Raw genomic sequence first — 24,204 nt, 5'->3', positions numbered from 1 at the left:
GCTCCCACCTCTCACGGTCGGCGGCCTCTTGCCACGGCGAACCTCCGGGAGTACCGTTCGCGTACGGCTCGCTGGCGCCCGTGTTGTTCCTTTGGAAAGCTTGGAAAGTAGGGGCAAGAGTGAAGTCCGCACAGCCCTGGGCAGCCCTGGTCGCCGTCGGCATTCTGCTGGGCGCCGCTTCCTGCACCTACGAGGACTCCACGAAGGACCCCACCAGGGCAGCAACCACAGCAGCCCCCAGCGCCAAAGTGCTCCGCATCGGCACCCAGGACGATGCGATAGGCCCAACCCGCGGCCAGATCGAGGAATTTGCCCGGCAGGTGCAGGCCCGCTCCCACCGGACCCTGATGGTTGACCCGGTGTACCGGGCGGGAGGGGACACGGACAAGGGCTGGGACCAGCTGGTTGCCCGCCGGGTGATGAGCGGAGATCTGGAGATGGCCGTGGTGCCGGCCCGGACGTGGGACACCGAGGGTGTACTGGATTTCCGGGCACTCTCCGCGCCCTTCCTGGTGACATCAAGCGCCATGATCAAGGAAGTAGTGAAACCGGAGCACGCGCGGGGGATGCTGGCCGGCCTCGAAAGTGCAGGGGTCACAGGCCTGGCGCTCTTTCCGGACGGTCCGAGGATGCTGTTCTCCTTCACCACACCCATCCTCACCCTGGCGGATGTCAAGGGCATGGTGGTCAGGGCGCCCCTGTCCGACACCACCTTTGCCGTCCTCGCGTCCCTGGGCGCCGTCCCCGTGGACCTGTCCGACCAGGAATTCGGTGAAGGCGTGGAGAGGGGAACGGTGGGCGGCGCCGAATCCTCCATGGCCTACGCCCAGGATTTGCCGGGCGCACGGAACACGACGGGCCGTGCAGTCGCCACCGGAAACCTTGTGGTGCATTCGAAGATCAGTACTTTGGTGATCAACAACAAGGCCAGGGCTGCCCTCACCGCGGACGAACAGCAGATTCTCCAGGAGGCCGCCGATTCCACCAGGGAATGGGCCTCCGCCCTGCTGGCACCACTCTCTGCGCAAGTCCGGAAGTACTGCGAGGGTGGCGGCCAGGTGGTCCTGGCAACAGAGGAGGAGCTCGCCGCCTTCCGTGCTGCCGCAGCACCGGTCTACGGGGTCCTGGAGCAGGATGCGGATACCAAGGAGATGATTGGACGGCTCCAGGATTTGGCCGCCAGGACTCCGGCAGACCCCGCGGTCAAACCATGCGACTACGACACCTACTGAGGATCAGACGGGATCAGGCGGCAGCTGACCCGACGACGGCGGCCGTCGCCTCCGCGATGGCACGCTCCTCGTCGGTGGGAACCACCAGGACGGGAATTGCCGAGGACGGCGTGGAAATGACGCGCGGTTCCTTTGACCGCTCAGCGTTCAGGCCGCCGTCGAGCTCGATGCACAGGGCACCGAGCCGGTCCGCCACGTGCGCCCGGAACTGCTGCGAGTTCTCGCCGATTCCGGCCGTGAACACCAGCGCCTTGGCCCCGCCGACGGCCACGTGGTAGCCGCCGATGTACTTGGCCAGCCGGTAGGAGGCGACGGCGAGCGCCATCCTGGCCTTCTCATCGCCGGCCTCCGAGGCTTCCACCACGGAGCGCATGTCGTTGTTGCCGGCCAGGCCCTTCAGTCCGGATTCACGGTTCAGCATGGTGTCAATGTCCTCCGGCGTCCACCCGGCACGGCCCAGGAACACCAGGATGGACGGGTCCAGGTCGCCGGAGCGGGTGCCCATCACCAGGCCTTCGAGCGGGGTGAAGCCCATGGAGGTGTCCACGGAGAGGCCGCCCCGGATGGCGGTGACGGACGCGCCGTTGCCCAGGTGGGCGATGACGCCGTCGAACTCCTCGATGGGGAGGTCCAGCAGCGCCGCGGCCCGGCGCGCAACGTACTCGTGCGAGGTGCCGTGGAAGCCGTACCGGCGGATGCCGTGGTTGGTGTACAGCTCGTCCGGGACGGCGTAGCGCCAGGCGTGCTCGGGCAGGGTCCGGTGGAAGGCGGTGTCGAAGACGGCCACCTGCGGCATCTTGGGCCATTTCCTGGTGATGGCGCGGATGCCCAGGACGTTGGCGGGGTTGTGCAACGGAGCCAGCGGGTTGAGCCGTTCGATGGCACGGGTGATTTCGTTGTCCACCAGCACGGGCTCGGCGAACCGTTCGCCGCCGTGGACCACCCGGTGCCCCACGGCGCCCAGTTCCCGGTCCCCCAGCTCCCGGTGGATCGCCGCGTCAACCTGTTCCAGGGCCTCGGCGTGGTCCCGCGGGCCTTCGACCTCACCGTCACCGCCGCCGCCGTTGCCCATGCCGATCTTCTCGATCAGTCCCTCGGTGAGCACCGTCCCGGCCGCCACGTCACGGACCTGGTACTTCAACGACGACGAACCGGAGTTGATGACGAGCACGAGCATGCGGGGCCTCCTCAGCCTGGCGTCTGCAGTTCAACCCCACTATATGTGGCCACGCTTCCGCGCCGTTTCCTTGCGGAGCAGCGAAGCCTGTGCATAGAGTCGGCAGACCAGGCTGGACCACGCCGAGAGGACAATTCCATGACGAACGAGCCCAATTCGATCGACGAGAACGACCCCACCAACACGGGATCCAGCAGCACCGCCCCGCTCAACGCGCAACCGGATTCGGGCAGCAAGGGTGATCCGACGGGGGTGGAGGGCGCCAACCCGGCGCTGGACGATACCGGGAATCTAAAGGCTGCGGAAACCGGCGAGGCGCCGGAAGCACCGGAGAACCCCGAAGACCTGGACCTCACACCGCAGGGCCTCTCCGACGAACCCGCAAAGCAGGAAGACCCTGAGAGCCCCGCCAAGCCGGACAACAGCTAGGCGTTCGACGGCGGTACCGGGCTTTGTTGGAAAAGCCCGGTACCGCCGTCATGCGTTCCCTCCGCCTCCACCGAGATGAGCACTAGGCCAAGGTCACGGACCCTGGCAAGCAGCCCGTGAAGGGCCGCTTGGTCCGGGACCGTCCCGCTTAAGGAGGTGGTTCCCCCGTCGTCGTGCGTCACCGCCAGCCCTCCAAACCAGGCAGACCAGTTCCGGTCAAGGTGCCCTCCGACACGGATGCGGTACCGGCCGGGCTTCTCTTGTCGAGGGACGGCGGTCACGGCATACCGACCTGGCCCAGTACCTGGGTTGGGGCCGGGGACTCGCCAGCAGGCTTCAGCCCCCGCCAGAGGGAGTACCCGAGGCCGATCATGGCCACACCGGTGGGAATGGCGAACAGCCGCTCGTTGACCTGCGGCAGGAAGGGTATGGCCAGGGTTGCCACCGAGGCTGCGGCCAGGAGTGCGGCGGCCCAGCGGGCCAGGACCCGGGCACGGAACAGTGCGATGCCGAACAAGAGGCCGCCACCCAGGAATGTGGCTGCACCGGCCAGGTTTAGCACCGTCATCAGGCCCACATCACCATGCACCGGCTCACCCAGGATCAGGGCAAAGACGTCATTCACGTAGCCGGGATTGGTCCGGGCCACCGTTGGAAGGACCACAAGTCCGATCAGTTCCATGCCGGTCATGATGAGGTAGCCCGCGGCGAATACAAGGTATCCCACCAACCCCAGGACGCTTCCCCGTGAAGCCTGACGAAGGTAGATGCCGGTGATGCCGATCAGGGACAGCCAGGCCATGAGGATCTTGAGGGATTGGCGGACTGCATACTCCGTCGTGACAGCGAACTCGGCGTTCAAGTGCGGGTGGTTGATCTGGACACCGATGAACAGTGCACCCGCGGCGGCGGCGCTGACGCCGGCCCAGCGGGTGAGGCGGGTGGTGGTGATGGACATGGTGGGCTCCTAAGCCTTGGGGTTCCGGCTGCGGAGCGCTGCCGGATAAGTCCAAGGTAGGAATCCGTTGGGTGAGCGGGCATCACCCGATGATGTGATCCGTGAGGGTGACCCGGGAGTCAGGCCAGGCCATGACGTCGCGCAAGGGCGACCGCCGACCGCCTGCTGGTCACGCCAAGCTTGGTGAAGATGTGCTTGGTGTGGGTACGGAGGGTGTTCTGCGAAATGAAGAGGGCCCGGGCAATTTCCGGGCCGCTGAGCTCAGTGCCCAGGAGCCGGAGGACCTGCAGTTCGCGCTCACTCAGCGGATCAATGACGGCCGGCGGCGCCTTCCCCAAGCGTGCCGGCTCCTTCCCGGTCGGGGCAGCCATGCCAAGCAGGTGCCGGGCGGTTGCAGCGGTGCCGTGGTGCGTCCCGTCACCCGACCGTACGATCTCGCGCAGAAGTTCCTGCACGGGTGCCCCTTCGTCGAGGAACAACCGCACGTAGGCCTCCGGTTCCGGTGACGCCGTGAGGGCCTCCCGAAGGGCCTCCTGCGCCTGCGCCCGACGGCCCAACAAAGCAAGGGCCCCGGCCTGGAGCATCCTGATTTCCATCAGGCTCCCCGCCCGGCCGGATGCCGCGGCATTGGTGGCCAGCCGGTCCAGGAGGTCAGGTGCATCAAGAGCGGCACCAGGATCCGCCGGCAGCTCGGCGATCATCAGGCGGACAAGGGTCAGTTGGTTGTACTCCCCAAGGTAACCGAGGTCGTCATGCGCTGTGATCCCGAGCGCACGGGCCCAGGCGCCGGCGGCGGCGAGGTTACCCTGGCGTATCCAGAGGCGTGCCCTGACTGCGGGAACAGGGCGCACCTCCGGAAAGTAACCGGGCCGGTAAAGCTCCTCTGCCCGGTCCAGGCAGCTGACCGCCCGTCCAGCGTCACCCGCATCCTGCGCCAACAATCCAGCGGCCAGGAACCAGCGGTAACGGCTTTCCGTCATCGGCCCGCGTTCGACGAACTCTGCGGCGGCATCAAGGTGGCTTTTTGCCGCGGCAGGTTCGCCGGCCTGCCGTGACATTTCGCTGAGTACCACGTGCAGTTCGGCGCTGGCGCGCACCAGCGATTCCCAATGATCTGCGGCAGCCTGCAGCGCAATATTGCAGATCCTGCGCGCCTCACCGGGCTGGCCGGCCGTGAGCAAAATGTCCGCCAGGATCACGGTGCTGCCAAACCCGTCGAGAAGGTTGCCCCCGGCATGAAGGCTGGCTATTGCCTCCGTGAAGGTCTGCCGGGCTTCATCAACCGTCCCGGCAGCCCAGGCAGCCAGTCCCAGGAAACCAGCCGCCGCACCGCGCGACAGGTGGTCCTCCGGGCGCCCGCGTTCAAGGGCCTCCCGCGCATACGTCGCGGCACCGGTTGTGTCTCCCCGGGCCAGGGCGAGCGCTGCGCGGTAGGTGGCGATTGTCGCCGGTAAGGCCTGAAGCTCCAGGTTCTCCGGGTCCGGCGGGTCGTCCGGTTTCCTTGGACGGACAGCAGCCGCGGCCGCAAGCATTTCCTCGGCGTCGGCAAGCCGCTGCTCCACGGCGCGCAGGTCGCCCTCCGCCATCAGCATCGCCCCATAAAAGACGGTGAGCACCGGGCTGCGGCGGATGGTGCCGTCAGGGAGTTTCCGAAGCCACGCGAACAGCACCGTGTCCTGGCGGTTGCGCCGGAGCAGCGGCACAGCCTGTTCCACCAGCAGGGCGGCGAACTCGTAGTCCTGGCCGGCGAGGGCGTGCCGGACGGCGTCGGCGGTGCCACCGTGGGACGCATGCCAGCGGCTGGCTCGCCGGTGGAGTACCGGAACGCGCCCGGGATCGTCCCTGAGCAGCCTGCTTCCAAGGACGTCGGCGAAAAGGTGGTGGTAGCGGTACCATTCCCGCCTGTCATCGAGGGGAATGACGAAGAGATTTGCCCGCTCCAGGTCTGCCAGCATGCCGCCGCCACCCTCGGTTCCAGCCACGGCATCGCACAGGGGACCCGTCAGGCGATCGAGGACTGCCGTGTGCTCCAGGAAGCTCCGGACATTGTCCGTCTGGTGCCGCAATACTTCGTCCACAAGGTAATCCACGACGTACCGGTCATCACCTGCAAAGCCCTCAATGAAACCGGCGGGGTCTGGCCGGTCCCGGATGGACAGTGCGGCAAGTTGCAAGGCGGCAATCCAGCCCTCCGTCCGCTGCTCCAGCGTTGACACCTGTGCGTCGGCCAGTCCTAGCCCGGCCGCGCCGTTGAGGTAAGCCGCAGCCTCGTCCCGGGTGAACCGCAGGTCTGCTGCCCTGATCTCCAGGAGCTCTCCCCGTGACCGCCAGCGCGAAAGGGGCAGGCCAGGGTCCGAGCGAGTGGACACCACCACGTGCACGTTGGGCGGGCGGTGTTTGAGGAAGTAGGCAATACCGTCAGCGATGGCAGGGCTGTCCACTGCGTGGTAGTCGTCCAGGACCAACCAGATGTCATGGGCGGCCGCGGCGAGGTCGTTGAGCAGCACGGTCAGGACAAGCTCTGTTGCCAATGGTGGGGACGCGACCAGTTCCTGCGCTGCGGTGCCGATACCGGGGAGCGCTTTCCGGAAGGCAGCTATGACATAAGCCCAGAACGTGGCCGGGTCGCTGTCCGCCGGTTCCAGCGAAAGCCAGGCGACGCTCCGCTGTTGCTTCGTGGTGTCTGCGAGCCAGTCGGCGAGGAGCGCGGTCTTCCCGAAGCCTGCCGGGGCCGAGACCAGCGTCAGTGCGGCGCCTTCGGTGTGGACCAGTTTTTCGAAAAGGCGCGGCCGGGCCACCAGGCCCCGCGGGGGGACAGGAACGTAAAGCTTGGTGGCCATCAACGGCTGCTCCATGTGATCACCCTAGGCGACGCAAGCAACTGCCTAAGTGCCGGCGTCGTCCTTTTGAAGCGGGGCCTGTGTTTGCACTGGGGACTGAGCCTGGATGGCAGTGATGGCCACCGTGTTCACGATGTCCTCCACCGTGCAGCCTCGGGAGAGGTCGTTGACCGGTTTGCGCAGCCCCTGCAGGACCGGCCCTACCGCCACGGCCCCGGAGCTCTGCTGCACGGCCTTGTAGGTGTTGTTGCCGGTATTCAGGTCCGGGAAAATGAACACCGTGGCTTGCCCGGCCACGGAGGAACCGGGCATCTTGGACGCGGCGATCGAGGCGTCCACGGCGGCGTCGTACTGAATGGGTCCTTCGACGGCGAGGTCGGGCCGGCGCTGGCGCACCAGTTCGGTGGCTTGCCGGACCTCGTCCACGGCCTCGCCCGCGCCGGAGCCGCCGGTCGAATAGGACAGCATGGCCACCCGCGGTTCCACCCCGAACTGCGCGGCGGTCTCGGCCGAGGCCAGGGCGATGTCGGCCAGCTGCTCCACGTTGGGATCCGGGTTCACCGCGCAGTCGCCGTACACGAGCACCCGGTCCGGCATCAGCATCAGGAACACCGAGGACACGATCTTCACGCCCTCGCGGGTCTTCACGAACTCCAGCGCCGGCCGGATGGTGTGCGCCGTGGTGTGGGCGGCACCGGACACCATCCCGTCCACCACGCCGAGCTGGACCATCATGGTGCCGAAGTAGCTGACGTCCTGCATGATCTCCAGCGCCTTGGGCAGGTCCACGCCCTTGTGCGCCCGCAGTTCCGCGTACTTTTCGGCGAATTTCAGCCGCAGGTCCGAGGTGGCTGGGTCGATGACATTGATGCCGGACAGGTCGATGCCGTTGGCGGCTGCCAGCTCGCGGACGGCAGATTCGGGGCCCAGCAGGGTCAAGTCGCAGACATCGCGGCGGTGCAGGATCTCGGCGGCCCGAAGGATCCTGACATCCGTCCCCTCGGGCAGTACCACGTGGCGTCGCTGCGCCCGGGCCCGCTCGATCAGGTCGTGCAGGAACCGCAGCGGGGTCATCCGTTCCGCCCTGGGCAGGTGGAGCCGCTCCACCAGTTCGGCCTCGTCCACGCGGCGGGACCAGAGGCCCAGGGCTGATGCCACCTTGCGCCGGTGGCCGGACCAGATCTCGCTGCGCACCTCTGACACCCGGCGGGCCGTTTGGTACGTGTCCTCGTCGGCGGCAAAGACCGGGAACGGCGCCTGGGCCAGGAGCGGGTAGATGTTGGCGTCCGGCGCCAGGCCACCCGTGAGGATGAGCGCGGAGGCCACGGGAAATTCGGGTGAGAAGGACGAGGCCAGGCAGGCCACCATCACGTCGGCCCGGTCCCCCGGTACGATCACCAGGGCGCCCTCGTCCAGCACGTTCAGGAAGTTGCCCACGTTCATAGCGGCCACTTTGATGTCCCGGACGTCGCGTTCCATGTCCGGCGTTCCAGCGATCTGGCGGACGCCCAGGGCCGCCGCCACCTCGCCGGTGGTGGGCCGGGCGATCTCCTCCAGCTCCGGCAGGATGTACACGGGGCGGCCGGAAGCGCCGGGCTTCAGGGCGGCCGCGATGGCGTCCAGGTCGCCGGCGCCTGCCCGGTTGACCATGATGGCCAGCAGCGCGCACCGTTCGGCGGCGAGTTCCTTGCGGGCAACTTCGACGGCGGCAGCGGTCTCGGAGACGGTCCGCCCCTTGGCGCCCACCACGGCCACCACGGGCGTGGCGAGGTTGTTCGCCAGCCGGGCGTTCAGGTCAAACTCGACGGCGGAGTCCTGGCCGACCAGGTCCGTACCCTCCACGATCACCACGTCGCAGTGCCGGGCGATGTCCGCGAAGATCTCCACGCACCGGGCATCGATTTCCGCCCGGTTTCCTTCCGCGAGCAGGGTGCGGACCTCGTCGTAGGTCAGGCCTCCGCGGCAGCGCTCGTCCTCCAGGGCGAACCGGGCCTTCATCAGCGCCACCATGGGGTCATCGGCAGCCGAGGGCCCGTGGACCACTGGCTTGAAGAACCCGATCCTGTCGGCGTGCCGGTGGAGGGTGTCCGCCAAGCCCAGGGCCACGAGGGACTTGCCCGAGCCGGGGGTGGTTGCGCTGACGTAGATGCCTGTGGCCATGGTCCGCCCTTTGCTGTTGGTGCTGGTGCCGGTCCCCCCAATCCTTGCACTTCGAGGCTGTGCGCGGGGCGCCTGGCCCAGCGTCGACTGCTCCGTAACCGCCGTTTTGAGCGCTGAAAACGGCAGTTACGCAGCAATCGATGAAGGGGCGCCCCAGGCCCGGCAACCGGGCAGGAGCGTCCGCGCGCGGGCCGCCTCCTCTTGACACCGGACCCCCTTATGGGATTACCTAATGAACATTCGGTAAATAAAGCTGGAGGCAATGACGCATGGCTGAAACTACACTTTCCGGGGCTACCCACCCCATCCTGGAAAACGACTACGCCTCCGAGTGGATGGGAATCGAGGTCCTCGCCCTCAGCGACGGCCACGCCACCATCCGGATGACGCTCCGGCAGGAAATGCTCAACGGCTTCGGCATGGCCCACGGCGGAATGATCTTCGCCTTCGGCGACACTGCCTTCGCCCTGGCGTGCAACCCCGTCCACCCTGCACCCGGCGAGGAAAACACCATCACCGTTGCCTCCGGCGTCGACATCAATTTCCTCAAGCCCGCATTCCGGGGCCAGGTGCTCACCGCCGTCGCGGACCGCCGCTCCAGCGCCGGCCGCAGCGGACTCTACGACATCCAAATCTTCGCCGCCGACGCCGGTGCGCCGGCTCCCGAAGGCCAGCCCAGTTCCAGCACCCCGGGCGAGCTCATCGCCGAGTTCCGCGGACGCAGCCGCACCATCCCCAAGAAGTAGGAAAATCATGACCCTGCATGCCCCCGAAACCCCCGCCGCTGCCGCTTCCACCCAGGACACCGCCACCGGCATCGACGCTGGCCTGGACCGCGAGGAGACCATCTCCCGCGACGAGCTCGAGGCCCTCCAGCTCGCCCGCCTCCAGCACACCGTGGCCTACGCCTATGAGCGTGTGCCGCTGTACAAGCGCAAGTTCGACGAAGCCGGGATCCACCCCAACGACCTGCGCGAACTCGAGGACCTTGGCAACTTCCCCTTCACCACCAAGGACGACCTGCGGGAGGAATACCCGTTCGGCATGTTCGCGGTGCCGCAGAATGAGGTAGCCCGGATCCACGCCAGCTCCGGCACCACCGGCCGGCCCACCGTCGTCGGCTACACCAAGCAGGACCTGGCCGACTGGGCCAAGCTCGTTGCCCGCAGCTTCCGCGCCTCCGGCATCCGGCCCGGCATGAAGGTCCACAACGCCTACGGCTACGGCCTCTTCACCGGCGGCCTGGGCGCACACGCAGGCGCCGAAGCCCTGGGCTGCACCGTCATCCCCATGTCCGGCGGCCAGACCGAGCGCCAGATCCAGCTGATCCAGGACTTCAAGCCGGACGCCATCCTGGCCACCCCCACGTACCTGCTCACCATCGCCGACGCCATGGCACACATGGGCATCGACCCCGCCTCCACGTCGCTGAAGTTCGCCGTCCTCGGCGCCGAGCCGTGGACCCAGGAGATGCGCCACGAACTCGAAGTGATGATGAACATCAAGGCATGCGACATCTACGGCCTGTCCGAGGTCATGGGCCCGGGCGTTGCCGGCGAGGCCGTTGAAACCCAGGACGGCAGCCACATCTGGGAGGACCACTTCCGCCCCGAAATCATCGACCCCTTCAACCCGGCCCCGGGCAAGGAAAACGTCCTGCGCGACGGCGAGCACGGCGAGCTGGTCTTCACCTCGCTCACCAAGGAAGCCCTGCCCATCATCCGCTACCGGACCAAGGACCTCACCCGCCTGCTGCCCGGCTCGGCACGTCCCGCGCACCGCCGGATGGGCCGCATCACCGGCCGCAGCGACGACATGATCATCCTGCGCGGCGTGAACCTGTTCCCGTCCCAGATCGAGGAAATCGCCCTCCGCATCCCCGAGCTGAGCCCGCACTTCCAGCTCGAGCTGACCCGGCCGGAAGGCCAGCGGATGGACCAGCTGACCGTCCGGATCGAGCGCCGGGATGCGGTCACCGTTGAGCAGAGCACGACGGCGGCGCGCACCCTGAAGGAACAGATCAAGATCCACGTGGGTTCTTCGTGCACCGTGAACGTGGTGGACCCCGGTTCGCTGGAGCGGTCCAACGGCAAGCTCCGCCGCATCTACGACATGCGGCCCAAGGCGTAGCGGAACATGCTGCGGGGCGTGGCCGGGCCGGCCGGGATAACTCCCGGCCGGCCCGGAGCTCCCCGACCGACCGACCGTTCGTGAGAAACTAGCCACTATGCCCAGCACCACCGAAACATCCAGCCCGACCAACGGCACCGCCAAGCGCGGCCGCCCCGGCTACGACCAGCAGTCTGTGCTGCGCATCGCCGTCGACGTCTTCAACCGCCATGGCTACGACGCCACGTCCATGGGGATCCTGGCGGACAACCTGGGCATCTCCAAGTCCGCGATCTACCACCACGTGCCGTCCAAGGGCGACCTGCTCAAGCTTGCCCTCGACCACGCGCTCGGCGGCCTTGAGTCCATCCTTGAGCAGCCGGAGGCCACCTCAGGGGCCGCTGATGCCCGGCTGGAGTTTGTGCTTCGCCAAACCGTGGCGGTGCTGGTGGACCGCCTGCCCTTCGTCACGCTGCTGCTGCGGCTGCGCGGCAACACGGAAATCGAGCGGGACGCGCTGGAACGCCGCCGGACCTTCGACCACAAGGTGGCCGTACTGATTTCGGCTGCCCGCGACGAGGGGTCGCTCCGCCAGGACATCGATCCCCGCACCGTCACGAGGCTCCTGTTCGGCATGATCAACTCGATCGTGGAATGGTACAAACCCGGCGGGGCCCTGTCCCCGCAGCGCCTGGCCGACGACGTCATCACCATGGCGTTCGACGGCCTGCACGCAGACTTATAGAGCCCACAGCCAGGGGCCGCAGCAAAGTACTAAGCGTGCTTGGTATTTAGCGGCTCCCCGGCTACGGTGGTAGGAAACCAGTGATTCCAGGGAGGTAGGGAAGATGAGTACCCATAAAGAAGATCCCGACGCAGGATTCATCGTCCCGGATCCGTCAAAGCTCCGCGAGGACATTCCCGGTGACGCCGGCGACGAGGCCAACGCGATCCGCTTCAGCGAGGAGCAGGCCCTGATCGAGGAGCAGTCGCACGGGATCCGCCCCGATACCTACAGCGTCCCGCCGGGCGGCCCCACAATGGACGAGGCCCGCGGCAACATGGACCTCTCCGACCGCAGCGAGGACGGCCGCGGCACCGGACGCGAGGATGACAGCAGCGACGACGGCCTGCACGGCGGCGCCGAAAGCTGACGCCCGGCAACCACTGACACAGCAGGGGCGCCCCATATGGGGCGCCCCTGCTGCTTTAGTTCCTCAGCGTGCCGCGTGCCTAGACCTGGTACTCGGGCTCGCTGCCGAGGTTTTGGCGGACGCAGAGGATATTGTGCTCAGTGTCCATGAACCACGCGCACTTCTCGGATGCCGTGGTGCAAATGTGGTTTTCCGTCTTCAGGGTGGGCAGGTCGTAGTCCTGGAACAGGACGCCCCTGGCCTCCATGTCACGGACGGCGGCCTCGATATCCGCAACCTCAAAACTCAGCGCCGTGTGGTCCGAGTGCCTGCCGTCGGAGACCGGCATCAGCTGCAGCAACGGCCCGCCGTCGGTGCCGAGCAATTCGCTGCCATCGTCCGTCATTCCGCGGTGCGGGAGTCCCAGCTTTTCGGTATAGAAACTCCGGGCACGGGCTGCATCGTCGACAGGCAGGATGGTCGTGGCTGTGTTCATTTTCAGGGTCATTGGGGCCACCTCCTACGGGCAGAATCATACGCCCGGCGGCCCCAAAAAGAACCGGGTCCAAACGCCCCATCACCTCCCGCCCACCAAACCCAAAGGCCCCATCACTTTCTTCAAAGAAGTGATGGGGCGTGTGGGAAAAACCGGCAGTAAGTGATGGGGCGTCGGGTTACTTTTCGACGAGGGTGAGGACGTCGTAGGTGGCCACGATCTCGTCGTCCTGGTTGGTCAGGACGGCGTCCCAGGCCACCTCACCGTATTCGTCCGTTTCGCGCGGGGTGATCTTCTTGGCCGTGAGGGTCACCCGGATGGAATCGCCGGCGGCAACGGGCTTGGTGAACCGGCAGTTCTCCAGCCCGTAGTTGGCCAGGACGGGGCCCGGTGCGGGTTCCACGAACAGCCCGGCGCCCCATGCCAACAACAGGTAGCCGTGCGCCACGATGCCCGGGAAGATCGGGTTCGCTGCCGCGGCCTCTTCGTTCGTGTGGGCGTAGAACGTGTCTCCGGTGGAGTTGGCGAACGCGCTGATGTCATCGAGCGTGACCTGGCGCAGGTCGGAGCGGACGGCATCGCCAATCCGAAGGGTTGAAAGGTGCTTCCGGAACGGGTGGGTCCCCTCGGTTTCCACGGTGAAGTTGCGGTCAGCCCCGGTGTGCCACACACCGGTGACCGCGGTCAGCATGTTCGGGGAGCCCTGGATGGCCGTCCGCTGCATGTGGTGCAGCACGGATCGGATGCCGCCGAGTTCCTCGCCGCCGCCGGCGCGTCCCGGACCGCCGTGGACCAGGTGGGGAACCGGCGAGCCGTGGCCGGTGGAGGACCTGGCGTCCTCGCGGTTGAGCATCAGGACGCGGCCATGGTGGGCGGCGATCCCGGTGACGAGCTCGCGGGCCGCCTCATGATCATTGGTGCACACCGAGGCCACCAGTGAGCCACCGCCGCGGGCGGCGAGCCGGACGGCGTCGGCCAGGTCCCTGTAGCCGATCACGGACGACACCGGTCCGAACGCCTCGAGCGAGTGGACGGACTCGGCTTCCGGGTTGTCCCAGTTCAGGACCACAGGTGCCATGAAGGCCCCACCGTCCACTACACCGGTGGTTCCGTCGGCGGAGGTGACCGACGGCGAATCGAGCGTTCCGTACGCAAGCTCACAGCCGGCGTCGAGCATTGACTGCACGGCGGCGCGGACGTCCTCCATCTGTTCCACCGACGCAAGGGCGCCCATGGTGACGCCTTCGCCGCGGGGGTCACCAAGGACCACGCGCTCGGCGATGCGCTTGCCGATGGCTGCCGACACGGCGGGCACCAGTTCCTGCGGCACGATGGCCCGGCGGATGGCGGTGCATTTCTGGCCGGCCTTGACGGTCATCTCAGTGACCACTGACTTGACGAAGGCATCGAACTCGGGGGTGCCCTCCACGGCGTCCGGGCCCAGGATGGCGGCGTTCAGGGAGTCGGTTTCGGAGGTGAACCGGACGCCGCCCTCCACCACGTTCTGGTGGGCCTTCAGGGACTTGGCCGTGGAGGCGGAACCGGTGAAGGCCACCAGGTCGCGGTAGTCCAGGACATCCAGCAGGCCGCGGACCGAGCCGGAGATGAGCTGCAGCGAGCCCTTGGGCAGGATGTTTGATTCCACGATGGCTTTGACCACGGCGGCCGCAACGTATCCGGTGGGGGTGGCGGGCTTGACGATGGTGGGCACGCCGGCCAGGAATGCGGGGGCGAACTTCTCCAGCATGCCCCAGACCGGGAAGTTGAAGGCGTTGATCTGCACGGCCACGCCGGGAATGCGGGTGTAGATGTGTTCGCCGGCGAAGGAACCGTCCTTGGACAGCACCTCCAGGGGGCCGTCCACCACAACCTGGGCGTTGGGCAGTTCGCGCCGGCCCTTGGAGCCGAACGTGAACAGGACGCCGATGCCGCCGTCGATGTCCACCATGGAGTCGATTTTGGTGGCGCCGGTCTGGTAGGAGAAGGCGTAGAAGTGCTCCCGGCGCGCATTGAGGTACTGCGCCAGCTCCTTGAGCTTGAGGGCACGCTGGTGGAAGGTCAGCTGGCCCAGTTCGGCCTGGCCGGTGGTGCGGCCGTACTCCACGACGGCGCCGAGGTCCAGCCCCTCCGTGCTCACCTTGGCCAGGATCTCCCCCGTGCTCGCGTCCCGGACGGGGACCGCGGAAGCCGAGGAGCCGGCGTCGGGCGTCCACCAGGCGTCCATGACGAAGCTGGGCACTGTCTCCACGGTGTCGACCGTGGCCTGGGGAGCTGTGGCTGTGGTGGTCATCGTTGACGGTCCTTCCAACAAGGGGGCAGGCAAAGCGGCCGGTCATTACTGACCGTCCGTTCGGTAATATATTCACCATACATGACGTGCCGTGCTGCAGACTAGAAGGCCAGTACGGAATTGCCGCCTCAAAGGAGAATCCATGAATGCCGCTGCCCCGAAAGATGACGCCGGAAGCCAGCCCTCCGAGCACGAACTCTGGAAGATCACCCTCGGGGAGCTGGACGAGAAGATGGGCGTGAAGATCCTGGAGGAGTCAGTGGAGCGCGTGGTGGCCACCATGCCCGTGGCAGGGAACAGGCAGTCGTTCGGACTGCTGCACGGCGGTGCTTCCCTGGCTGTGGGAGAGGCAGTGGGGTCCTGGGCAGCTGTGATCCATGCCAGCACCATGGGCAAGACGGCCGTGGGCGTGGATGTTTCCGCCACCCACCACCGCTCTGCTCGGGAGGGCCAGGTGACCATCACTGCCACCCCGATCCACCTGGGCGGCACGCTCACCACGCACGAGGTGCTGATCACCAACGAGGCGGGCCAGCGGCTGTGCACGCTGCGCATCACCAACCTCCTGATGAAGCGCCACAAGTAGCGGCGGCTCCGCCCGTCGAACCTTAGTCCGACGTCTTCTTCCTGCGGCGGACAATGACCGTCAGCAGAATCCCAAGGACCAGCGCAGCGGCCGCACCCGCCGCCGCGGGCACCAATCCGGATGGTCCGGTAAAGGCCAGCCCGCCGCTGCCGGCATCACCGTTTCCGCCCGTGTTGGCAAGGTCAGCGGGAGGCGCGCTGGGGGCCGGGGTGGCTGCCGGCGGAGGTACGACGGCGGGACCTTCCGCGGGCGGGATGGGTGACGGATCTGCGGGAGCAGGGACAGCCGGGGCAGGAACGGTTGCGGCGGGAGCGACCGGAGCAGGGCTGGTTGGCGGCGGGGTCGGTGCCGGGCTGGTTGGCGGCGCGATGGCCGCAAATTCGAAGCTGTTCGCACCGGACTTGCTGTACCCGTTCACCGTTTCCGCGGTGAACCGGAGCGTACCCGCATCCTGCGGAGCCGTGAAGCTCCACGTCCCGGTGGAGTCCACGGGCACCTCAAACGGGTCTTTTCCCTGGAAGGTGACGCGGACCGAGGATCCGGCAGCGACCGCAGATGCTGGAGCCGCGGGGACCTGGCCGCTGATCTGCTGGCCAGGCTGGTAGGCCTTCCCCGAGGCCGGTGCCGTGACGGCAGGCTTGTTCAGGAACAATGCCAGTTGGTAGCCGGGCAGCACGGCAAGGGCATCCTGCAGGGTTGCTGCAATGGCCCGGGTCTGGACGCCGTTCTCACTCTCGGCCCCGGTGTGGGTACCAACGGCGAAGTTGCCGCTGATCCACGGGCCGCCGGAGTCCCCTCCGGCCGACTTGACCGTCGCTGAATCAAACGCGCGGACCGGCCGGAGATCGTTGTCGTAGTTGGGCGGAAGACTCTTCTCGCCCGGCATCATCCAGATGCCCACCGAATCGACCGTGCCGCATTTCCAGCCGGACGTCCGGCCCGACCTGCAGACGTCCTGGCCCTGGAAGGGTGCCACGGTCCCGATGATTTTGACAGGGTCCGGTGCCGACGGAGCCGCCCAGGTGGTGGTAGCCGGCAACGGGTTCACCGACGGCGCGATGTTTTGGATGACGGCGATATCAGTTCCGGCCACCGATCCGTCCGGAGCTGCCGCCGAGTTGCCGGGCCCCCCGAACTGGCTGAACCCAAAGGTGCCCAGGGGTGCCAGCGGAGGCCTCGGTTGGGGCGTGGCAGCGCCGGGGCCGCTGGCGGGCGCCCACCCGGGAGGCTCCACCGCCGCCTGCCGCGCCAGCCCATCGGCAGTGCAGTGCCCGGCCGTCAGGACCAGGGGCAGCCCCGCCGGGCTGAACGCGCTGAAACCGGCCGAGCAGATCGCAGTGTTGTCGGCGTAGTAGCCCTGCCCGCCGAGTAGATCCCCTTCGGTTTTGACCGCGGCGCCCTTCTCCAGTTTGACGTTGGTGTACTGCGCAACAAACTGCGCCGGCGTCATTTTGCTGATGCCGGTTGGCCCGCTGGTGGCCGGGGTGGCCTCCGGCTGGTTAATTTGGGTTCCGGACTCAGGAGTATTGACGGGCCCGGTGCGGATGACGAAATGGCCGCCGGTATAGGCGATGGCCTGGAGGTCCCGGGGGCCGACGTCGCGGATGTAGGCCTTGTACAGCTGGTCAATGTCCCCCGCGACCAGGACGGGTGCCGGAGCTGCCGGGGACGTGTCCGTCAGCGGGGCGGCGGACTGGGCAGCCGATGTGGACGCGGGGACGACCAGTACAAAGTCCGGGTGGCCTGAGCGGTTCAGTTCATCCACCCTGGCCCGAAGTTCCGCACCGTCACCCGCCACCTTGATGATGCCGGCGTCCAGGCTGATGCCCACAAAGCCCGGCAGGGTCCGCAGGCCGGGCGCCGCCTCGGCGGCACGGCGGCCGAGTTCGCCGGCAGCATCGAATTCGGCCAGGCTGATGCCGAGATCCCGACGAAGCGCCTCAGCCAGGCCGGCGCTGGAGGGGCCGGTTGTGTCCGTGGGAACGTCCGAGGTGGCCGGCACGGGCTGGGCCGTTGCAGGTCCGGCGGCCAACCCGAACGACAGCATCACGCCGGCCATGGTTCCTGCGGCAAAGATTTTCTTCATGGGGCTCGCCGTTCCGCTCGTCCACGCCCGCGTTGAGGCGCCTGTGACTTCAACTGCCAGAAAAATCTCAGCAGTCACTTCAGTAACTTAAGTCACAAGGTTATCTTCCGGCATGCGAGGTCGGAAACAGAATCCAGCTCCGCCTCCAGCAGTCCATGGGCCAGGAGGTAGTTGGGCGTATCCAACGTGCGGACGAATTCCACCACTGCCAGCCCGCGCTGCTCCAGGAGGGGCTCAAGTTCCGCCTCTGTCAGGTACCGCTCCCGGCTGTGGGGCGGCCCGTGCGTGCGGTAACGCTCGTTGATGCCGCGGGCGGCCAGCCGGTAGCCCGCGGTGATCTCCTCGTCGGAGTCGCCCGCCAGGTCCTGGATCATGGCGGAAACCAGTCCGCTGCGGTCGCGCCCGGCGGCGCAGTGCAGTACGACGCCTCCCCGCGGTGCTGCAAGGGCCAAGGCCCGGAAGACGCCCACCAGTTTCTCCGGGAAAAGCCTGGCATTCTCGGGATAGTGGGCGGGATCGTTCAGATAAGCTCCCGTGACGGCCGCGAACCGCGGATTGCCCGGCTCCTCGGTGGGCGCCTGGACCACCTCGAAGGCCGCCCATGCGCTGGCAGGTACCACTGGATCAGCGTCCCGGCGCCGGCCCTCCGCGGGGTTCCGCAGTTCCACCACGGTGCGGACGCCGTCGTCGAACGCCTGTTTCCACCCTTCTTCGGTCAGCCACTCACGCCGCCCCATCCGATAGATTCCACCGGCTACGTGCCACGCGTTGACCGCACCATCCCAGTCCACGGACCTGTCCTGTTCGCCCATCCGCACAGCTAACCACACGCTGCTGGGTGGTGCCCCCAAAGTCCTCTAAAGGGAAGGGTAGAAAGGCCCCATGACGGGCCCGTGGCTCCGGTCGTACTGTGGCATCACGCATTGACCCTGCACGGGCATTCACGTTCGAAGGAGAACTACGTGGGACATTCACCATTACGACGGCGCCAGCGGGCTCTTGCTGCTGCCGTGGCTAGCCTTGCCATGGCACTGGGTTTCGCGGCCCTACCAGCCGAAGCAGCAACGACGTCGCGGCACGTCGACTATGTCGCCTTGGGGGACTCCTACACGGCAGGCACCGGGGCGGACACCAGTGTTCGCACGGCCAGCGGCCCCTTTGTTCCGACTTTGCCTTGCACCAAAACTCGAGGGGGTTACGTCGACATCGTGGACGGAGCAGACTTGGTCAATCTTGCGGCCAACGCAGCGTGCCACGGATCCCTGCTGACCAAACCCACCTGGGACGGCGTTCCCAGCGTGACCGATCAACTGGCCACACTCACCACCTCAGGGGCTTTGTCCAAAGATACTGAACTGGTCAGCATGACGGCGGGCGCCAATGACGTTGGCGTCAACACTGTCCTCTTTGTGTGCGCCACTTCTTCAGCCGCAACCTGCAGCCAGGCAGTTGACGCTGCAGCCGCCACTATGCCGTCCGTTGGTGCAAACCTGGTCAAAGTGCTCGCCGCGATCCACAAGCAGGCGCCCCGCGCGCGGATTGTGGTGCTGGGATACCCTCGACTGTTCAACACCGCGGGAGCTCCCATCATCCCCGTTGATAATCAGAATCTTGTCAACCGGGGGACCGCGTTGCTGAACACCACCATCGCATCATCCATCGCAGCGGCCAATATTTTGTATGGCGCCAATTCCCAGTACGTTGACGTCACCCCCGGGTTTTCCGGCCACGAAGTGAACACAGCTGTCCCTTGGATTTTTCTAGCCGCATCCGCGGACGCCAACGGGGTTCTACAGTTCGATCCTCGTAGTTTCCATCCGACGCGGGAGGGACATGCACAGTACGCGGCGGCCCTGCTCTCGTCCGTGAAACTCCAGCAGCTCGCCCGCCAGTAGCCCTGTTCCTAACCCCGCCGGTCCAGCCGGTACTCAAGCCCCGCGCGGACCGCCGGCCATTCATGCTCCAGGATGGAGAACACCAGGGTGTCGCGCAGGTTGCCGTCGCTGGTCCGTGAATGGCTGCGTAGCACGCCGTCCTGCTTGGCGCCCAGCCGTGCGATGGCCTCCCGCGACTGGTGGTTGAGCCAGTGCGTGCGGAACTCCACGGCCGGGCAGCCCAGCACTTCGAAGGCATGCCGGAGCAGCAGGAGTTTGGAGTCGGGATTGGTCCCCGTCCCCTGCACGGAGGCCGCGTTCCAGGTGGAGCCGATCTCCACCCGGGGCGTGGCCGGGTCGATGTTCATGTAGGTGGTCATGCCGATGATGCGGCCCGGCCCGCCCGTGCTCGGATCAATGAGCCGGGTGGTGAAGGGCAGCATGGATCCCAGTTCCTGCAAGGCGAGCCGGCGCCGGATTTCCGCGGCCATGGCGTCCGGTTCCGGAACGGAGGTGTACCAGAGCTTCCAGAGTTCGCCGTCCCTGGCCGCTTCCAGCAATCCGTCATGGTGTTCCACCGCCAGCGGCTCCAGGATTACATGCCGGCCGGTCAGGGTAAGGGGTTCAAGGAAAGTCACTGCACCAGCCTAGGACCATTCACCGGGGCCGGTTACGCTGGGAAAACCCAGACCGCGAGCAAGGGAGTTAACGTGTCAGGAACCAATCCGGACCCGGAAGACGACAAGATCACCGGCCTGGAGCCCGGCGGCGGCGTGCCCCCGGGAGAGACCCCGCCTGGCGAAGGTTCGGTGGCGGGAACCCAGGAGCCCCGCCAGCCGGGATCCGGCAGGGGGCAGCAGATCTTCTGGCTGGCGGCCATCGGAGCGGGCGTGCTGCTGTTCCTGCTCTACTTCATCGGCTACATCGTGGGCTTTTTTGACTAGGCCGTGTTCCGGCCGGCGGTCGGCCTAGCTGGGCCAGTCGAAGAATCCCTTGCCGGTTTTGCGGCCGAGTTCACCGCGCGCCACCTTGTCGCGCAGGATCTGCGGCGGCGCGAACCGCTCCCCCAGCGTCGAGTGCAGGTATTCGGCGATGCCCAGGCGGACGTCCAGGCCCACGATGTCAGTGGTTTTAAGCGGGCCGGTGGGGTGTTTGTAGCCCAGCACCATGGCGGCATCGATGTCCTCCGCCGAGGCCACGCCCTCCTCCACCATCCGCATCGCCTCCAACGCAATGGCCACCCCGAGGCGTGAAGAGGCAAACCCCGGAGCATCGTTGACGACGACGGCGGTCTTGCCGAGTGCCTCCACCCAGGTTTTGGCCGCGGCAGCGAGTTCGGGAGACGTGCGTTCGCCCAGCACCACCTCGATCAGCGTGGATGCCGGTACGGGGTTGAAGAAGTGCAGGCCGAGGAAGTTCCCGGGCCGCTTCAGTTCACCGGCCAGGCCGTTCACGGACAGTGAGGAGGTGTTGGACGCAATGTAGCCGTCCGGCCCAAGCCGTTCCTCGATTCCCCTCAATGCCGTGACCTTGAGGTCCCAGTCTTCGGGGACGGCTTCGACCACCAGCTGGCGGTCTTTGAAGGCGTCGTAGTCGGTGCTGACGGTCAGCCGGGTCACCAGCTCTTCGAAGTTGGCATCCACTGCACCTCGCTCGATGCTCTTCAACGCTGCGGACTGAACCCGTTCCTGCGCGGCTTCGGCGGAGACGTCGTCGCGCTCCACCACCAGCACGTTGGCGCCCTTGATCAGGAAGGCGTGGGCGATGCCCGCGCCCATGCGGCCGCCGCCCAGCACGCCGACGAAGGAAGGAAGGCCGGGGGCTACTGATGAATTACTCATGGTCTACTTTCCATCGGCGGGGTTGTTGGAGGCGGCTGCCTTCTTCGCTGCATTGCGGTCCAGGAATGCCTGCATCCGGTCGAATTTGGCCTGCGATTCGAAGAGAATGCCCTGGGCCAGCTGGTCGATGAGCGGATGCGCCTCGGCGGGCGCATGGAACACGGATTTGGTGATGCGGACGGCCAGCGGATCCTGCCGCCCGATCCTGTTGGCCAGGCTGTGGGCGGCGTCCAGGAGCTCAGCGGGGTCGTGGATTTCCGTGATGAGGTTGGCTGCCTTGGCTTCGTCGGCGCCGAGGACCCGCCCCGCCAGCAGGATTTGCTTGGCCAGTGGCTCGCCCACGAGTTCCCGGAGACGCCAGCTGGCGCCGGCCGCGGCCAGGATTCCCAGCCCCGTTTCCGGGTTGCCAATCCGGACGTTGGGGGTGCCGATGCGGAAGTCCGCCGCGTAGGCAAGTTCCGCCCCGCCGCCCAGGCAGTAGCCGTCCAGTGCGGCGATGACCGGCATGGGCAGCTTGGCGATCCTCACGAAGATGGTGGAGTTGATGCCCTGCAGGGCGTCGTCCCGCCGGCGTTCGCGCAGCTGGGCAATATCGGCACCGGAGGCGAAGACCCCGTCCACGCCGGCGATGATCAGCACCTTGGGGTTCTGTTCCAGGGCTGCGCAGACGGTGTGGAGTTCGTCCACCATCTGTTGGTCGATCGCGTTCTTTACCTGGGGCCTGTTGAGCAGCACCACCACCCGGTCCTCGCGTTCCTCGACGAGGAGCGCGGAGAAGTTCCCTGCCGCGAGGTCCACCGGCGCCGCCATCAGATCTTCTCCAGCAGCATCGCAGTGCCCTGTCCCACGCCGACGCACATGGTGGCCAGGCCGAACTTCGCGTCCTCGCGTTCCATCCGTCCCAGCAGGGTGATGGCAATCCGCGACCCGCTGGAGCCGAGCGGGTGCCCCAGGGCGATGGCGCCGCCGTCGCGGTTCACGATCTCCGGTTCCAGCCCAAGCCGCCGGATGCAGGCCAGGGACTGCGTGGCGAAGGCTTCATTAAGCTCGACGGCGGACAGGTCGCCGACCCTCAAGCCGCTCCGCTTGAGCACCTTCTGGGTGGCGGGCACGGGGCCGATGCCCATGATTTCGGGCTCGCAGCCGGCAGAGGCGCCGTCAATGATCCGGGCCCGGGGCGTGAGGCCGAGCCGTTCGATGGCTGCTTCGGAGGCGATGATGATGGCGGACGCGCCGTCGTTCAGGGAGGAGGAGTTTCCGGCCGTGACCACGGAGCCGCCGTGCGCCACGGGCCTGAGCTTGGCGAGGACGTCCAGGGTGGTGCCGGGGCGGGGACCTTCATCCGTGTCCACCACAGTCTCGGATTTGCGGGTCTTGACCGTGACCGGCACGATCTCATCCTTGAACCTGCCGGCTTCAATGGCATCCAAGGCCAACTGGTGGGACCGGACGGCAAACGCGTCAGCGTCTTCGCGGGAAATGCCGTCAACGCGGGCCACCTCCTCCGCCGTTTCGGGCATGGAGTAGGTCATCTTCCCGTCCCGGGACAGCCCGCCGTGCTGGAAGTGGGGATTGGTGAACCGCCAGCCGATGGAGGTGTCGAAGATCTGGCCCGGCTTCGCGAACGCAGCAGTAGGCTTCTCCTGGACCCAAGGGGCGCGGCTCATGGACTCCACGCCGCCAGCGATCACAATGTCCGCGGCGCCGGCCTTGATCATGTGGCTTGCCTGGATGATGGCGCTCAGACCCGATGCGCAAAGCCGGTTGACCGTGATTCCCGGAATGTGCAGCGGCAGCCCGGCGAGCAGGGTGGCCATTCGGGCCACGTTGCGGTTTTCCTCGCCCGCGCCGTTGGCGTTGCCCAGGATGACTTCGTCAATGCTCTCCGGGTCCAGGCCGGCGCGTGCCACGGCTTCGCGGACCACGAGGGCCGCGAGATCATCCGGCCGCACGGCGGACAACGCCCCTCCGTACCTGCCCACGGGCGTTCGGACGCCGCCAACAAGGAAAGCCTGTGGACCTGCGGTTGCAGCCATGGAAACACCCTTCACGCGATAAACAGCACTGTCATCGGCGGCCGGCACAGCAGAATCCTCCACTTACCGACCGTTCGTTCTGTAAATGGTACACGGCAGGGTCATGCTGCGCATCCGGTTACAGGACGGTCACCCCCAGGTGTGCGGCGATCAGGGGAGCCAGCAGGCCCAATTGGTACTCATCAATGACAAGCCCGGACATGCTGGCCAGGCCGCTGATCTTGCGGAATTCCGTGCCCCTGAGGTCAAAGTCCTTCAATGTGGCTCCGGCCAGGTCCAGCGATCCGACCGTGCAGTCCTCCAGCTTCACCCTTGTTGCGGCGGCAGCACCCAGGTCCAGTTCGTTGATGATGCAGCCACTGATCAGCACGTCGGTGAGCTTTGCCCCGCGGAGGTTGAGGTAGTCCACCTTGCCGCCGTCGATCCGGACCGACTGCCACCCGCTCTCATAGAGTTCCGCGGAGCCCAGGCGGGGGTTGCGGATCTCAACCTCGCGCCAGGTGCTGCGGGCACCGCGGAACACGGGCGCATACAGCTCCCCCAGGATGCTGTCGCGGAATGAGGCACCCCGAAGCTGCGCCTCATTGAAGGAAGTACCCTCAAAAAGGCATTCGGAAAAGACTGCTCCGCCAAGCTCCAGCCCGTCCCCGTCGATGCGGCTGAACCGAACGTTGTCATGCCTGCCAGCGTGCTGGATAGTGAGTTCCGGCGAGTCCTCGAGGTCCGGCAGCTGCACCGGGGAGAGCCTGGGCGCCGCAACTGCCTCTGGCCGCCTGCCACGCACTTTGTCCATAGCCCCGAGCCTAGCTGTAATTCCCACTGAGGTTGTGAACGCGGCTGATGGGGGTTGTGCCGCCGATGCCGGTATGGGTTCTGTGGTGATTGTAGTGGTGGAGCCACTGGTCGTAGGTGGCGGCGCGTTCGGCTTCTGAAGTGTAGGGCCGGGCGTAGGCCCAT

23 protein-coding genes are annotated in these 24,204 nt (G+C 66.7%); 9 read left to right on the top strand and 14 right to left on the bottom strand.

Annotation, left to right across the window (positions count from 1 at the left end; translation table 11 throughout):
• The first annotated feature begins 119 nt into the window (after positions 1–119).
• On the top strand, positions 120–1,232 hold the full coding sequence (locus AC1DIP_RS00115) for a TRAP transporter substrate-binding protein (protein WP_477732405.1): 1,113 nt from the start codon (positions 120–122) through the stop codon (positions 1,230–1,232).
• 13 nt (positions 1,233–1,245) lie between these two features.
• Here AC1DIP_RS00115 and AC1DIP_RS00110 read toward each other — a convergent pair whose 3' ends face one another.
• Positions 1,246–2,409 (bottom strand): acetate kinase, encoded by a 1,164-nt coding sequence (locus AC1DIP_RS00110; RefSeq protein WP_477732404.1) that lies wholly within the window; start codon positions 2,407–2,409, stop codon positions 1,246–1,248.
• A gap of 138 nt (positions 2,410–2,547) precedes the next feature.
• Between AC1DIP_RS00110 and AC1DIP_RS00105 the strand changes: the two genes are divergently transcribed.
• Positions 2,548–2,838, top strand: a complete 291-nt coding sequence (locus AC1DIP_RS00105) for a hypothetical protein (RefSeq protein WP_476207017.1) — start codon at positions 2,548–2,550, stop codon at positions 2,836–2,838.
• Between the two features lie 277 nt (positions 2,839–3,115).
• On the opposite strand, the gene AC1DIP_RS00100 is transcribed toward AC1DIP_RS00105, so the two are convergent.
• The 3 genes from AC1DIP_RS00100 to pta all read right to left on the bottom strand — a co-directional run bounded on the left by AC1DIP_RS00100 (position 3,116) and on the right by pta (position 8,796).
• Positions 3,116–3,796: a hypothetical protein gene (locus AC1DIP_RS00100; protein ID WP_477732403.1), complete on the bottom strand. Its 681-nt coding sequence runs from the start codon at positions 3,794–3,796 to the stop codon at positions 3,116–3,118.
• 119 nt (positions 3,797–3,915) lie between these two features.
• Positions 3,916–6,651, bottom strand: a complete 2,736-nt coding sequence (locus tag AC1DIP_RS00095; protein ID WP_477732402.1) for a winged helix-turn-helix domain-containing protein — start codon at positions 6,649–6,651, stop codon at positions 3,916–3,918.
• Between the two features lie 30 nt (positions 6,652–6,681).
• Positions 6,682–8,796: a phosphate acetyltransferase gene (gene pta, locus AC1DIP_RS00090; protein WP_477732401.1), complete on the bottom strand. Its 2,115-nt coding sequence runs from the start codon at positions 8,794–8,796 to the stop codon at positions 6,682–6,684.
• A 269-nt stretch (positions 8,797–9,065) separates the two neighbouring features.
• On the opposite strand from pta, the gene AC1DIP_RS00085 reads away from it, so the two are divergent.
• From AC1DIP_RS00085 to AC1DIP_RS00070, 4 genes are all read left to right on the top strand, one after another.
• On the top strand, positions 9,066–9,542 hold the full coding sequence (locus AC1DIP_RS00085; protein ID WP_477732400.1) for a hotdog fold thioesterase: 477 nt from the start codon (positions 9,066–9,068) through the stop codon (positions 9,540–9,542).
• Positions 9,543–9,549: 7 nt separating this feature from the next.
• Positions 9,550–10,926: a phenylacetate--CoA ligase PaaK gene (gene paaK, locus AC1DIP_RS00080; RefSeq protein WP_477732399.1), complete on the top strand. Its 1,377-nt coding sequence runs from the start codon at positions 9,550–9,552 to the stop codon at positions 10,924–10,926.
• Between the two features lie 97 nt (positions 10,927–11,023).
• Positions 11,024–11,650, top strand: coding sequence for a TetR/AcrR family transcriptional regulator (locus tag AC1DIP_RS00075; protein ID WP_477732398.1), 627 nt, complete (start codon positions 11,024–11,026; stop codon positions 11,648–11,650).
• A gap of 103 nt (positions 11,651–11,753) precedes the next feature.
• Positions 11,754–12,059, top strand: a complete 306-nt coding sequence (locus tag AC1DIP_RS00070; RefSeq protein WP_476207027.1) for a hypothetical protein — start codon at positions 11,754–11,756, stop codon at positions 12,057–12,059.
• Between the two features lie 79 nt (positions 12,060–12,138).
• Here the strand turns inward: AC1DIP_RS00070 and AC1DIP_RS00065 are convergent, their stop codons facing one another.
• Both AC1DIP_RS00065 and paaZ read right to left on the bottom strand, forming a co-directional pair.
• Positions 12,139–12,546, bottom strand: a complete 408-nt coding sequence (locus tag AC1DIP_RS00065) for a VOC family protein (protein WP_477732397.1) — start codon at positions 12,544–12,546, stop codon at positions 12,139–12,141.
• Between the two features lie 166 nt (positions 12,547–12,712).
• Positions 12,713–14,824 carry a phenylacetic acid degradation bifunctional protein PaaZ gene (gene paaZ, locus AC1DIP_RS00060; protein ID WP_477732396.1) on the bottom strand — a complete coding sequence of 704 codons (2,112 nt, stop codon included), beginning with the start codon at positions 14,822–14,824 and terminating at the stop codon, positions 12,713–12,715.
• 142 nt (positions 14,825–14,966) lie between these two features.
• On the opposite strand from paaZ, the gene AC1DIP_RS00055 reads away from it, so the two are divergent.
• Positions 14,967–15,410: a PaaI family thioesterase gene (locus AC1DIP_RS00055; protein WP_477732395.1), complete on the top strand. Its 444-nt coding sequence runs from the start codon at positions 14,967–14,969 to the stop codon at positions 15,408–15,410.
• A gap of 22 nt (positions 15,411–15,432) precedes the next feature.
• Here AC1DIP_RS00055 and AC1DIP_RS00050 read toward each other — a convergent pair whose 3' ends face one another.
• Both AC1DIP_RS00050 and AC1DIP_RS00045 read right to left on the bottom strand, forming a co-directional pair.
• Complete coding sequence (locus AC1DIP_RS00050; protein WP_477732394.1) at positions 15,433–17,496, bottom strand: S1 family peptidase; 2,064 nt, start codon at positions 17,494–17,496, stop codon at positions 15,433–15,435.
• Positions 17,497–17,588: 92 nt separating this feature from the next.
• Positions 17,589–18,308 carry a tyrosine-protein phosphatase gene (locus AC1DIP_RS00045; protein ID WP_477732393.1) on the bottom strand — a complete coding sequence of 240 codons (720 nt, stop codon included), beginning with the start codon at positions 18,306–18,308 and terminating at the stop codon, positions 17,589–17,591.
• Positions 18,309–18,521: 213 nt separating this feature from the next.
• On the opposite strand from AC1DIP_RS00045, the gene AC1DIP_RS00040 reads away from it, so the two are divergent.
• Positions 18,522–19,391, top strand: coding sequence for an SGNH/GDSL hydrolase family protein (locus AC1DIP_RS00040; RefSeq protein WP_477732392.1), 870 nt, complete (start codon positions 18,522–18,524; stop codon positions 19,389–19,391).
• Between the two features lie 8 nt (positions 19,392–19,399).
• Here the strand turns inward: AC1DIP_RS00040 and AC1DIP_RS00035 are convergent, their stop codons facing one another.
• Entirely contained in the window at positions 19,400–20,008 is a 609-nt protein-coding gene (locus tag AC1DIP_RS00035; protein ID WP_477732391.1) for a GNAT family N-acetyltransferase, read from the bottom strand.
• A 72-nt stretch (positions 20,009–20,080) separates the two neighbouring features.
• Here AC1DIP_RS00035 and AC1DIP_RS00030 point away from each other — a divergent pair, with 72 nt between their 5' ends.
• Positions 20,081–20,314, top strand: coding sequence for a DUF6480 family protein (locus AC1DIP_RS00030; protein WP_141159459.1), 234 nt, complete (start codon positions 20,081–20,083; stop codon positions 20,312–20,314).
• A gap of 24 nt (positions 20,315–20,338) precedes the next feature.
• Here AC1DIP_RS00030 and AC1DIP_RS00025 read toward each other — a convergent pair whose 3' ends face one another.
• The 5 genes from AC1DIP_RS00025 to AC1DIP_RS00005 form a co-directional block, all read right to left on the bottom strand.
• Entirely contained in the window at positions 20,339–21,211 is an 873-nt protein-coding gene (locus AC1DIP_RS00025) for a 3-hydroxyacyl-CoA dehydrogenase family protein (RefSeq protein ID WP_477732390.1), read from the bottom strand.
• Between the two features lie 3 nt (positions 21,212–21,214).
• Complete coding sequence (locus AC1DIP_RS00020) at positions 21,215–22,021, bottom strand: enoyl-CoA hydratase/isomerase family protein (RefSeq protein ID WP_477732389.1); 807 nt, start codon at positions 22,019–22,021, stop codon at positions 21,215–21,217.
• The gene (locus tag AC1DIP_RS00015; protein WP_477732388.1) at positions 22,021–23,247 is read right to left on the bottom strand and encodes a thiolase family protein; all 1,227 of its coding nucleotides are present in this window, start codon (positions 23,245–23,247) and stop codon (positions 22,021–22,023) included. The genes AC1DIP_RS00020 and AC1DIP_RS00015 overlap by 1 nt, the downstream gene beginning before the upstream one ends.
• A 118-nt stretch (positions 23,248–23,365) precedes the next feature.
• Complete coding sequence (locus tag AC1DIP_RS00010) at positions 23,366–24,040, bottom strand: pentapeptide repeat-containing protein (protein ID WP_477732387.1); 675 nt, start codon at positions 24,038–24,040, stop codon at positions 23,366–23,368.
• 10 nt (positions 24,041–24,050) lie between these two features.
• The coding region (locus AC1DIP_RS00005; protein ID WP_477732934.1) for an integrase core domain-containing protein at positions 24,051–24,204 on the bottom strand (154 nt) is incomplete at its 5' end.

The sequence above is a fragment of the Pseudarthrobacter sp. 05T312 genome, from assembly GCF_056396685.1.
This window is presented reverse-complemented; position numbering and strand designations above follow the sequence as displayed.